Annotated in this window: 11 protein-coding genes and 1 pseudogene; 6 read left to right on the forward strand and 6 right to left on the reverse strand. The window is 57.8% G+C overall.

The window, feature by feature from the left end:
- Positions 1–189 precede the first annotated feature (189 nt).
- Positions 190–1,971 (forward strand): GspE/PulE family protein, encoded by a 1,782-nt coding sequence (locus AAC035_RS12065; RefSeq protein WP_339804447.1) that lies wholly within the window; start codon positions 190–192, stop codon positions 1,969–1,971.
- Positions 1,972–1,993: 22 nt separating this feature from the next.
- Here AAC035_RS12065 and AAC035_RS12070 read toward each other — a convergent pair.
- The 6 genes and pseudogenes from AAC035_RS12070 to smrA form a co-directional block, all read right to left on the reverse strand.
- Positions 1,994–2,979 (reverse strand): annotated as a pseudogene (locus AAC035_RS12070) (DUF3080 family protein).
- Positions 2,980–3,088: 109 nt separating this feature from the next.
- Positions 3,089–3,784 carry an acireductone synthase gene (mtnC, locus tag AAC035_RS12075; protein ID WP_339804450.1) on the reverse strand — a complete coding sequence of 232 codons (696 nt, stop codon included), beginning with the start codon at positions 3,782–3,784 and terminating at the stop codon, positions 3,089–3,091.
- A complete protein-coding gene (locus tag AAC035_RS12080; protein WP_339804453.1) occupies positions 3,785–4,342 on the reverse strand; it encodes a cupin in 558 nt (185 codons plus the stop codon). It lies immediately after the preceding gene.
- Positions 4,330–4,965: a methylthioribulose 1-phosphate dehydratase gene (locus AAC035_RS12085; protein WP_339804455.1), complete on the reverse strand. Its 636-nt coding sequence runs from the start codon at positions 4,963–4,965 to the stop codon at positions 4,330–4,332. Before AAC035_RS12085 ends, AAC035_RS12080 begins: the two co-directional genes overlap by 13 nt.
- 73 nt (positions 4,966–5,038) lie before the next feature.
- Positions 5,039–5,230: a membrane lipoprotein lipid attachment site-containing protein gene (locus AAC035_RS12090; RefSeq protein WP_339804457.1), complete on the reverse strand. Its 192-nt coding sequence runs from the start codon at positions 5,228–5,230 to the stop codon at positions 5,039–5,041.
- A 12-nt stretch (positions 5,231–5,242) separates the two neighbouring features.
- The gene (gene smrA / locus AAC035_RS12095; protein WP_339804460.1) at positions 5,243–5,821 is read right to left on the reverse strand and encodes a DNA endonuclease SmrA; all 579 of its coding nucleotides are present in this window, start codon (positions 5,819–5,821) and stop codon (positions 5,243–5,245) included.
- A gap of 197 nt (positions 5,822–6,018) precedes the next feature.
- Here smrA and AAC035_RS12100 point away from each other — a divergent pair, with 197 nt between their 5' ends.
- From AAC035_RS12100 to AAC035_RS12120, 5 genes are all read left to right on the forward strand, one after another.
- Positions 6,019–7,932, forward strand: coding sequence for a putative nucleotidyltransferase substrate binding domain-containing protein (locus tag AAC035_RS12100; RefSeq protein ID WP_339804463.1), 1,914 nt, complete (start codon positions 6,019–6,021; stop codon positions 7,930–7,932).
- Positions 7,933–7,950: 18 nt separating this feature from the next.
- Positions 7,951–8,658: a 3'-5' exonuclease gene (locus tag AAC035_RS12105; RefSeq protein WP_339804465.1), complete on the forward strand. Its 708-nt coding sequence runs from the start codon at positions 7,951–7,953 to the stop codon at positions 8,656–8,658.
- Between the two features lie 310 nt (positions 8,659–8,968).
- Positions 8,969–9,229: a DUF4212 domain-containing protein gene (locus AAC035_RS12110; RefSeq protein WP_339804467.1), complete on the forward strand. Its 261-nt coding sequence runs from the start codon at positions 8,969–8,971 to the stop codon at positions 9,227–9,229.
- 6 nt (positions 9,230–9,235) lie between these two features.
- Positions 9,236–11,002: a sodium:solute symporter family protein gene (locus tag AAC035_RS12115; RefSeq protein WP_339804470.1), complete on the forward strand. Its 1,767-nt coding sequence runs from the start codon at positions 9,236–9,238 to the stop codon at positions 11,000–11,002.
- Positions 11,003–11,106: 104 nt separating this feature from the next.
- Positions 11,107–11,497, forward strand: a 391-nt coding sequence (locus AAC035_RS12120; RefSeq protein ID WP_339804472.1) for a hypothetical protein, incomplete at its 3' end; no start/stop codon positions are given.

The raw sequence follows: 11,497 nt of genomic DNA on the forward strand, positions 1-11,497 counted from the left end.
TGGTGACAGCCTGGCTCAGTGAAGGCAATGCCTTACCGGTGCTGCTGGCATTGCTGACCTTTCTGCTCTTCACTGTGGCCATGGTCCACCTGAAAACCAATCGATCCTGAACCCGGTGGATATCGGCATCAGATAGCCATGACCCGGCACTTTTAACGAAACTGGCTAAACACGCACCAAGAGATGACCATGGAATCAAGTCAGGACAAGCAGCGGCCAGACCACACCCTGACCTTGCGGGAACTCTGCAATGCTCTCGCCGACAGCGGTGAGATCTTAAAGGAAGATGCTGACCGGGTGATGGCCGGAAACCTGGGTGCGGACGCCCGCACCCGGCACCCCCTGGAAATCATCGCCATTGCAGCCCTGGAAAGCCGTAAGGACGGCCGCACCCTGAATACCGAGCGGCTGACCCGCTGGCTGGCCCGCTGGTCCGGGCAAAGCTTCTATCACATCGATCCCCTTAAAATCGATGCGCCCGCCGTCGCCCGGTCCATGTCTTTCGCCTTTGCCCAGCGCCACCACATACTCGCGGTGGAAATCCATGACGACGAAGCGGTGATTGCCAGCGCAGAACCCTTCAAGAGCGACTGGGAAACCAACCTCCGGCACGTCCTCCAACGCTCCATTCGGCGGGTTGTTACCAATCCGGAGGATATCCGCCGCTACACCGTCGAGTTCTATCAGCTGGCCAGTTCGGTCAGCAAGGCCGGCACCCAGCAGAGCAAGGCACCGGGTAACCTGCAGAATTTTGAACAGTTACTGGAACTGGGTGCCGGCGGCAGCCACGACGCCAACGACCAGCATGTGGTCAAGATCGTCGACTGGCTGTTGCAGTACGCGTTCGACCAGCGGGCCAGCGACATTCACATTGAGCCCCGGCGGGAGATGACCCGGGTCAGGTTCCGCATCGATGGTGTACTACACAACGTTTATGAATTTCCGGAACAGGTCGGTGTCGCTGTCACCAGCCGCCTCAAAATACTTGGCCGTCTCAATGTGGCGGAAAAACGGCGCCCCCAGGATGGCCGTATCAAAACCCTGAAACCGGACAACACCGAGGTGGAACTGCGCCTGGCAACCATGCCAACGGCGTTTGGCGAAAAAATGGTGCTGCGGGTATTTGATCCGGAAGTGCTGCTGAAGTCCTTCGAGGCACTGGGATTCTCCAGCGAGGATCAGCAACGCTGGCACGAGATGACCGGTCGGCCTCACGGCATAGTATTGGTGACCGGTCCCACGGGGTCGGGCAAAACCACCACGCTCTACTCCACCCTGAAACAACTGGCGGCGCCCCAACTCAACGTCTGTACGATTGAAGATCCCATCGAAATGGTGGAGCCGGCCTTCAATCAGATGCAGGTTCAGCACAACATTGACCTGACCTTTGCTTCCGGTGTCCGGGCACTGTTGCGGCAGGATCCTGACATCATCATGATTGGCGAGATCCGCGATCTTGAAACCGCCGAAATGGCGGTTCAGGCGGCGCTGACGGGGCATCTGGTCCTCTCTACCCTGCACACCAACGACGCCCCCAGTGCCTTTACACGATTGCTGGAGCTGGGCATTCCGGCTTATCTGATCCGGGCTACGGTCATCGGCGCCATGGCCCAGCGCCTGGTCCGCCTGTTATGCCCCCATTGCAAGCAGCCCGCGCCGCTGGCCCCCGAAGACTGGGCAGCCCTGACCCGGCCCTGGAAGGCGCCGGCGCCCAAACAGGTCTATCGCCCGGTGGGCTGTCTCGAATGCCGCGAAACCGGCTATCGGGGCCGCGCAGGGGTGTATGAGATTCTGGGCATGTCCAATACCATTGCCGGCCAGATCAATGACCGCTGTGAACTGGAACAATTGCGCCTGGATGCGTACCGGGACGGGATGAAATCGCTGCGGCTGAGCGGGGCCCAAAAGGTTGCTGCAGGACAGACCACCATTGAGGAAGTGCTGCGGGTTACGCCCGAAAGTCAGCGTTAACAACCACCGTTTGCCAGGGCGTTCAACCGCCCGGACGCATACCACACTGCTCAAGCAGCCTCTGCCAGGCAGTCACATGACGGGACATGCTCTGGTCCAGGCGGGCCCAGAGTCCCGTTCCGTTAACCGCCAGATACTGGTCATGCCAGTCGGCAAACGACTGAGGAGCCACCTCCTGCTGGGCGAGGATCAGGGTCGACAGGGGCCCGATCAGACTGTCGCGCCCCCGTCGGACCTCAGCCAGGTAGGGCTGTACCCTGCCCACATAGACGACTGATTGTTCGGCTTGCCTCCAATGCACAGAGGGCGCCCCTCCAGACGACGCTCCAGTAATTCCGAGGCGTCATCAAGCCTGGTCTCCAGAATCAGCGCGGAATTCACCAGTTGCCCTGCCGTTGACCGTGCATTCCAGCGTTGATGAACCTGGTTCATGAAGTCTACGGACAGGTCGGTCCTGTGCTGGTAAAGGTTGCGTACCATGGCGTTGACCTGGCCCAGATCCGACTCAAGATCCGCAGTGTTGTCGCCGGTGGCATCCAGCGGATAGTAGCCTTTCGAACTGGTCAGCAGGCGCGCCGACTCCTCGCTGCCCAGGGTGGCGTTCCAGACAGCCAGGGGCAGGCTGTCTTTCTTGCTGCTGGCCGCCGCAAGAATATCCTCCCGCAGCTCCTCGTCATCAATGTCAGGCGCACAGGACTCCGCGGCTTCAATAAACCGGATTTCGTAACGAAGGCGGTTTACCGGCTGCATGACCCGCCCCAGTATGGAGTTACGCTCGCCAACCACAAACTGGAGCTCACAGCCCATCAGGGAGAGAAAATCGAGAATGCCAAGGTCCAGGTCCGGCAACGACTGAACCCGGTCCCGGGTCCGGGGATAGGGAGTGCGCGGCGGTACAGCGGTCAGCTCGAAGTCTTCGTCGAGCACCCGGGCAACCCGCTCGACGTATTCGTCCATCATGCCGTCCGGCGTTGCAAACGGGTCGCAACCGGTCAACATCAGCAGCATCACCAGACTTGAAATGGACCGAACCTTGAGAGACAAAATCGTAGGCTCCTGTGCAGATACATCCGCCGGCGCTTTCGCCTGCCAGTCGACGTTTCCGGAGCCGGTCCGCTCAGCGATGCATCATCAGCGCATCTACCTCGCGGAAATCTCTGGCCACCGGGCGCCCTGATTGCGGGGGAAGCTGGCCTTCCCGGATCAGCCAGCAGGTTTTCAGGCCACAGGCTTCGGCCGCCACCAGTTCCGCTTCCACGTCGGACAGGAACAGCACTGTTGCCGGTTCGACCCCCAGCTCGCCGAGAATGGTCCGATAGGCTTGCGGTTCCTTTTTGCCGCCAACGTTGGTGTCGAAGTAGCCGCTGAAGAATGGCGTCAGATCACCTTCATTACTGAACCCGAAAATCAGTTTTTGCGCCTTCACCGAGCCGGATGAGTAGACATACAACCGCAAGCCACGGTCGTGCCAGAAACGCAGGTACTCCGCAGCATCCGGATAGACGTGCCCCTTGAACGCACCCTGCTGATAGCCCTGCTCCCAGAGCATCCCCTGCAGGGCCTTGAGGGACGTTTCCTTTTTATCTTCCGCAATCCACTGTTGTAGTACGCTGATCAGCCCTTCCAGATCATCTCTCGGGGTACCACTGCGCTCTGCAACCTGATCCAGCTCTGCTGCAATGGCCGGGTTTTCAGAATGCCCCTCCCGGACGAAGCCGGCGATGTGTTCGCTGGCGTAGGGGAAGAGCACCTCGTGAACAAAGCTGATCGAACTGGTGGTGCCTTCGATGTCAGTCAGGACGACGCGAATCATTCAGGCGGCTCCGGCCAGAGTTTCGTAGCGGGGGAACTGGCTGGCAATGTCGGCACCGGTAAAATCGGCCACCCAGCCTGCCGGGTTGGTAAACAGCCGGATACAGGTAAATTCCGGTTGCGGCCCCATGTCGAACCAGTGTCGGGTGCCGTTGGGCACACTGATCAGATCATTTTGCTGGCACAGAACTGCGAATACCTGATCGTCCAGGTGCAGATAGAAAAGCCCCTGCCCCCTCACGAAAAAGCGCACTTCGTCTTCCGAATGCCGGTGTTCGTCCAGAAACTTCTGGCGGAAGGCCTCCTTCTCGGGATGGTCAGCGGTAAGACTGACCACATCGGCTGTCGCAAACCCGCACTCGGCCTTCAGTTGCGCCACTTCTGCCTCATAGGTCGCCAGAATATCGTCCTGAGATGCTCCGGAAGACAGATCACGGGTTTCCCAGCGTTCAAACCGGATGCCCTTGTCGGCCAGCAGGCGCGTAATTTCAGACGGGTCCCGGGTTACCGTTACCGGGGTTTCAGGCTTGCTCTGGTCAAAAATACTCAGGGTAGACATCCGCGGACCCTCATGGTTTCAAGTTCACATTCAAACAGAAATTCAAACGCCTCTACATGGCGCAGGCAATCGGCCATGGTTTCACCCCAGGTATACAGCCCATGACCGCGAATCAGATAACCTGGCTGGCTGACATCGGCGTCATACCAGGCCCGGGCCTGCTCCGCCAGCGCTGTAATATCCTGGGTATTGTCAAATACCGGAATTATGGTCCGGGCCTGGTGGGTCACAGTGCCTGCAAAGGCCTTCTGCAATTCGTAGCCTTCCAGCCGCAGAGCCTCGCCTGGCCTGATCAGCCGGCTCAAAACGGTCGCCTTCACCGAATGGGTATGCAGCACCGCGCCAAGCCCGGGGTTCGTCTCATACAACACCGTGTGCAGCAGAGTCTCCGCGGAGGATTTGGCCTGACTTTGCACTGGCCGCCCCTGCAGATCCACCACCATCACATCGCCCGCACCCAGTTGTCCCTTGTGGCGGCCGGAGACGGTAATCGCAATATGCTCCGCGTCCAGCCGACGGGAATAGTTACTGCTGGTGGCAGGCGACCAGCCCTTGTCGTAAAGGAACCGACCGGCTTTGCAGATTTCTTCGGCCGCCTCGGCATAACGGGTAACATCAAACACCGGGGTGCTCCTTATTCTCGCGAAACGATCGTGCCGGGCTGTTTCGAGGGACTGTCCCGACAGAATCCACTGGCTATTTTATGACCGGTTTGTCGTCGCGATCGTTCCATATCTTGCGCTCACCGCCCTCGATCTTGCCCTGGGTGTTCCAGACCTCACGGTCCTTGGTGGCTCGTTCCGCCGCACCCTGGTCGTTCCAGATTTCCCGGTTCTGGCAACCGCTCAGCACCAGCGTTGCCAACAATAATATCCACACACGCTTCATACACTATCCTCGTCAGGAACCGTGAATCTCACGGTTTTTCTGCTTCTGCAGATCACTCTTGCGAATCATCACATAAACCGCACCGGTCCCGCCATGGTGCTTCTGCGCCGAATGGAAGGCCAGTACATCAGCAAGCTCCGGCAGCCACTTGGCCAGGTAGCTTTTCAGCTGGGCGATACCGTCAGGGTTGCGCTCGCCCTTGCCGTGCAGAATGATAACTGATCGCAGGCCATAACGGACGCAGTCCTGGACGAAAGCAAATACGTCCCGGCGGGCTTCCTCCACTGTCAGCCGATGAAGATCCAGCCGTGCCTCTATGGGGTACTGGCCCAGCCGCAGTTTGCGAAAAACCCCGTGCTGAACGCCCGGGCGCTGCCAGCTCAGGACATCCTGGGCGGTCAGTGGGTCGACAATGTCCGAGGTCAGCGTATTGCGATCCATGAGCGGTGTTTCTACCGCCGCCCGTTGTCGCTCAAGATGACCAGGTGTCAGTTCCCGGGCTGACGGCAGATCCGCCCGGTTAGGACGCCGGATACGCTGGACATCCTTCATCTGTTCCAGAAAAAACAGGCGCTCGTCTTTTGAAGTCATGGTACCAACAGGGATGAGCAGGATTTAGTGAGAACTCTACCACTCGCCCCACCTCCTATAAAGGAATCAACTGCGGGTGGGCACGGAGATTTGGTCAGAATCAACGCGGTCTGAAACACCTACGACCAGAGCCCAAGGCCGGACTGCCTGATGAATGCGCTAGACTGACACAAACAATAAGCAGGAGCGGTGACGGAATGACCAGCGCCCAGGACACAGAAAAACCCCAGAATACCCGTGCCATCATGGCCTTTTTACGTGAACATGCGCCTTTTTCGAATATGGACGATGGTCATCTCGCCATGTTTGCCGAACATGCCAGCCTGAAATACTACGGGGATGAGGATGTTGTACTGTCACCGGACGATGGTCCCGTGACCCGGTTTCATATCGTCAAACAGGGGCGTATCCGGGGTGAGCGGATAAATCCGAAAACCGGTGAGCCGGAAACCACCTTCGAGATCAGCCAGGGCGAGTGCTTCCCCCTGGCCGCCCTGGTGGCAGAAAGGCCGACCCAGACTCTCCATAAAGCTTCCGGCGACACCTTCTGCCTGACCCTTGGTCATGACGACTTTGTCCGGCTGTTTACCGAAAGCGATACCTTTCGGGACTTCTGTCTCAGGGGGGTCAGCAGCCTTCTGGACCAGGTTAACCAGCGGATTCAATCCGGGGCCATGGAATCCATTGGTGCGTCCAATTCGCTGAACACGCCCCTTGACCGTTATGCCCTGCGCAATCCTATTGTCTGTTCACCGGATATGCCGGTGCGTAAAGCCGTCGCCCGCATGCATGAGAATAACGTGGGCAGCATCATTGCCACCGACGATCAGCGTCACCCCGTGGGTATCTTCACGCTACGGGACCTGCGCACCCTGGTGGCCGAACAGAACGCGCCCCTGGATATTCCGCTCAGCCAGGTAATGACGGCCAGCCCAGTTTGCCTTCCCGGTCACGCCGATGCCTTTGAAGCCGCCATGCTCATGGCCGAGCACCATTTTGCTCATATCTGCGTGGTGGATGAGGAGCATCGCCTGATCGGCGTGGTCTCGGAGCGAGACCTGTTCTCCCTGCAGCGGGTGGACCTGGTTCATCTGGCTCGCACCATCGGCACCGCAACGCACCTGCGCACCCTGGTGGCGCTCCGTGAAAACGTTGCACGTCTGGTAGACACCATGCTGGCCCACGGTGCCGATTCCGGCCAGGTGGTCAAGATCATCACCACCCTCAATGATGTCACCGTGCGGCGGGTGCTGGAACTCAATCTCAGCAAAGAGGATCCTGGCATACCTTTCACCTGGCTTACTTTTGGCAGCGAAGGTCGTCAGGAACAGACCCTGCTCACCGACCAGGACAACGGCATGCTGTTCGAGGTCCCGGCAGGGATGACGCCGGATCAGGTCCGGGAAAAACTGCTGCCCTTCGCCGAGCGGGTAAATCAGGAGCTTGCTGAGTGCGGATTTACCCTGTGCAAGGGCAACATCATGGCCAGTAACCCGAAGCTGTGCCTGAGCGGGGATGAATGGGACGAATGGTTTCTGAAATTCATCGATGCCTCCACGCCGCAGAATCTGGTGTACTCATCCATTTTCCTGGACATGAGAGCCGTTTACGGTGCCGACGAGCCGCTTCAGCAGCTCCTTGAAAAAGTGTTGAGCCGCATCCGAAAAAATGGCCTGTTCCAGAAGATGCTGGCAGGCAACGCCGTTACCCGGCGCCCCCCGCTGACCATGTTTCGCAATTTCCGCTACCTCCCGGAAGGCGACCGTCACAGTCTCGACCTCAAGCGTCAGGGTCTGGCCCCCTTTGTGGAGGCGGTGCGGGTCTTCGCGCTGGCCAACGGGGTAGCAACCGCCAATACCCTGGAACGTATGGACCGGCTTGCCGACAAAGGTGTGTTCGACCCCAAGGATGCCAACGCCTGGAAAGAGGCCTATAGCCTGATACAGGCCATCCGCATGCGGGCCCACCAGGAGCAGCAGAATCGCGGCGAGCCGCTGTCCAATTACATCAATCCGGACAATCTGAACCCGCTGGACCGCCGGATACTGCGGGAGTCGTTTCGCCAGGCCCAGCGGTTGCAGCAGAAACTGGAACTGGCGTACCAGCTTTAGCGGAGGAGAACCGACACCATGCTTGACGGAATCAGGGGCTGGATCGACCAGAAGCTTAACGGCACTGACCAGTTCCACGACAAGTCCCATCTGCCAGCCCCAAAAATACCCGCCGGCCAGCATCTTGAGGACCTTCGTTTCATTGTACTGGACCTGGAAACCACCGGACTGGATTCGTCAAAAGACGAAGTCATCGCCATCGGGGCGGTGGCCATAGATGGCCTCGAAATACCACTGCGGGACCAGTTTGACCTGATCCTGCGACGCCCGGAACTGGATATCCGGGAGACGGTTCTGATTCACGGCATCGGCTCGGAGGCGCTCATTCACGGCCATGAAACCGAAGACGCACTCCTTCATCTGCTGGAATGGATGAATGGCGACCCGATCCTGGCGTTTCACTCTGCCTTTGATCGCAAATTTCTGCAGAAATCTCTCAGGAAACACCTTGGCTACACCCAGACTCACACCTGGCTCGATGTTGCCGAGCTGATGCCGGCGTTTTTCCCCGATGCCTTGCAAGGCAACAAACGGCTGGATAACTGGGCCGATCATTTTGGCCTCGAGATCAGCGCCCGTCATCACGCAGCGGCTGATGCCATGGCCACAGCGGAACTGACCCTGATCGCTTTTCAACGGGCCCTGAATCTGAAGATAACCACCCTGGAGGCTCTGGACGAGAAACTTCGCTATTACCGCAAACTCAGAACCATGAGAAGAATGTGAAGTTGCTACCAGTTTGTCTATAAAACCCAAATACCCTCTCGATATACCTTTTGTTTTTCATAGTGTTGCATTACATCCCTCTTTCCTTAGACCTTTTGCCAATATCTATACCCGGGATCTGGCGTAAAGTCAGAAGTGCTAACCAGCAGGAGAAACAAGATGAATAACAATCTCTCATGGTATGCCACTTCCGGTTATTCCGCTGCGACCACCATTGGGTCCGTCAGTGGCTATTCCCCGTGTCATTCCTTCTTGTTTCTTCTCAGATTTATCCATCCTAGCCCAACAACAAGAAAACAGGAGAACTGTTATGTCGGGTCAATTAACTGACGCTGAGCAGTACTGGAAGGCCAATCTCCGTCTGATTCTCGGAAGCCTCGTGGTATGGGCTTTCGTATCCTACGGTTGCGGAATTCTGTTTCGCCCACTTCTAGCCGGAATCCCTATAGGCGGAACCGATCTCGGGTTCTGGTTCGCCCAGCAGGGTTCCATCGTGACGTTTATCGCTCTGATCTTCTTCTATGCGTGGAGAATGAACCAGCTCGATAAAAAATTCGGCCTGGAGGAGTAAACGCGAATGAGCCAGTTTGTAATTAACCTGATCTTCGTAGGCGCCTCATTCGCCCTCTATATCGGCATCGCCATCTGGGCAAGAGCCGGTAGTACCAAAGAGTTCTATGTTGCCGGTGGCGGCGTACACCCGATCACCAACGGTATGGCGACCGCCGCCGACTGGATGTCAGCCGCGTCGTTTATTTCAATGGCGGGCCTGATTGCCGCCGGCGGATACGCCAACTCCACCTTCCTGATGGGCTGGACCGGCGGCTATGTGCTGCTGGCGATGCTGCTGGCGCCCTACCTGCGTAAATTCGGCAAGTTTACGGTGCCTGAATTCATCGGGGATCGTTTCTACAGCCGGAATGCACGGTTTGTTGCCGTTGCCTGTCTGATCATTGCCTCGGTGACCTACGTTATCGGTCAGATGACCGGTGCCGGCGTTGCCTTCTCCCGGTTCCTGGAAGTGGAGAACAATACCGGCCTGATGATCGCTGCTGTGGTGGTCTTCCTCTACGCGGTTCTCGGTGGCATGAAGGGTATTACCTACACCCAGGTCGCTCAGTACGTCGTGCTGATTGTTGCCTACACCATTCCAGCGGTATTTATCTCGCTGCAACTGACGGGTAATGCGATACCGCCGCTGGGGCTGTTCTCCACTCACACCGAATCCGGCCTGCCACTGCTGCAGAAACTGGACGAAGTGGTCCGCGAACTGGGCTTCCGGGACTACACTGCGGATGTTGCCAACAAGCTCAACATGGTGCTGTTTACCCTGTCGCTGATGATTGGTACCGCTGGCCTGCCCCACGTTATCATCCGCTTCTTCACGGTACCCAAGGTCGCCGACGCCCGCTGGTCTGCTGGCTGGGCACTGGTGTTCATTGCCCTGCTGTACCTCACTGCACCGGCTGTTGCCTCCATGGCACGTCTGAACCTGATGACCACCATCTATCCTGAAGGTACTGCCAGTCAGCCCATCGACTACGCAGAGCGTCCAGACTGGATCCGTTCATGGGAAGAGACCGGGCTTATCACCTTCGACGACAAGAACAATGACGGTCGCATTCAGTTCTACAACGACGTACCAACCTACGCTGATACAGCCGAGACCCGTGGCTGGGAAGGTAACGAACTGACGGTGAACAATGACATTCTCGTTCTTGCCAATCCGGAAATCGCCAACCTTCCGCCCTGGGTCATCGGTCTGATTGCTGCCGGTGGTCTCGCCGCTGCACTGTCTACCGCTGCAGGTCTGTTGCTGGCGATATCCTCGGCAGTCAGTCACGACCTGATCAAGGGGGCGATCAATCCCAACATCAGTGAAAAAGGCGAATTGCTGGCAGCGAGGATATCCATGGCCGTTGCCATTGTGGTGGCCACCTACCTTGGTATGAATCCTCCCGGATTCGCAGCCCAGGTGGTGGCGCTGGCCTTTGGTATCGCAGCAGCCTCGATTTTCCCGGCCCTGATGATGGGTATCTTCTCCAAGCGGGTGAACAACAAGGGCGCTATCGCCGGTATGCTGGCCGGTCTGATCTCCACCCTCGTTTACATCTTCCTGTTCCTGGGCTGGTTCTTCATTCCGGGAACCAACACCTTCGCCAACACACCGGATAATTGGCTGCTGGGTATTTCCCCGCTGTCCTTCGGTGCCATTGGTGCTCTGATCAACTTCGCAGTGGCCTTTGCGGTATCAACAGCAACGGAAGAGCCCCCGGTGGAGATTCAGGAGCTGGTTGAAAGCGTTCGCTACCCTCGCGGTGCTGGCGGTGCGGTCGACCATTAAGGTATAAACAGGCACTATACAGCCCGTTCCAGGCAGCCGCCTGGCGGGCTGAACCTGAGCGGGCTTCCTCACAAGGGAAGCCCGTTTTGCTAAGGAAACACATTATGTTCTGGAATTTATTGGCTACTGTCGTGGCCGGCATGGGTGCTGCAGGCATCGCGCTTGCCATCCGTTCACTGACCCGTAAGCGGGCACCCAAATGGCTGATCCCCGCATTTGCAGGTATCGGTATGCTTGCCCACCAGATTCACCTTGAGTACACCTGGTTTGACCATAAGAAATCGGTGCTCCCGGAGGCGGCCGAAGTGGTGAGTACTGAACAACGGGAGATTGCCTGGCGACCCTGGACCCATTTCGTGCCCCAAGTCACCAGCTTCACAGTGCTGGACGTGAACAGTATCAACCGGGAGCGGGGCACCGAGGGCATCGCACGCTTTTATCTGCACAGATTCGAACGCATCGTCAAAGACCAGGTGTCCAGCCGCATTTACCTGC

Origin of the sequence: uncultured Marinobacter sp. (assembly GCF_963974375.1) — a bacterium.
In the GTDB taxonomy this organism is placed as follows: Bacteria; Pseudomonadota; Gammaproteobacteria; order Pseudomonadales; family Oleiphilaceae; genus Marinobacter.

Bases quoted from the DNA above. Each gene is read 5' to 3' on its own strand.
- AAC035_RS12080 (WP_339804453.1), bottom strand. From the start codon at position 4,342: ATGTCTACCCTGAGTATTTTTGACCAGAGCAAGCCTGAAACCCCGGTA.
- AAC035_RS12100 (WP_339804463.1), top strand. From the start codon at position 6,019: ATGACCAGCGCCCAGGACACAGAAAAACCCCAGAATACCCGTGCCATC.
- AAC035_RS12065 (WP_339804447.1), top strand. From the start codon at position 190: ATGGAATCAAGTCAGGACAAGCAGCGGCCAGACCACACCCTGACCTTG.
- AAC035_RS12105 (WP_339804465.1), top strand. From the start codon at position 7,951: ATGCTTGACGGAATCAGGGGCTGGATCGACCAGAAGCTTAACGGCACT.
- AAC035_RS12115 (WP_339804470.1), top strand. From the start codon at position 9,236: ATGAGCCAGTTTGTAATTAACCTGATCTTCGTAGGCGCCTCATTCGCC.
- smrA (WP_339804460.1), bottom strand. From the start codon at position 5,821: ATGACTTCAAAAGACGAGCGCCTGTTTTTTCTGGAACAGATGAAGGAT.
- AAC035_RS12110 (WP_339804467.1), top strand. From the start codon at position 8,969: ATGTCGGGTCAATTAACTGACGCTGAGCAGTACTGGAAGGCCAATCTC.
- AAC035_RS12090 (WP_339804457.1), bottom strand. From the start codon at position 5,230: ATGAAGCGTGTGTGGATATTATTGTTGGCAACGCTGGTGCTGAGCGGT.
- mtnC (WP_339804450.1), bottom strand. From the start codon at position 3,784: ATGATTCGCGTCGTCCTGACTGACATCGAAGGCACCACCAGTTCGATC.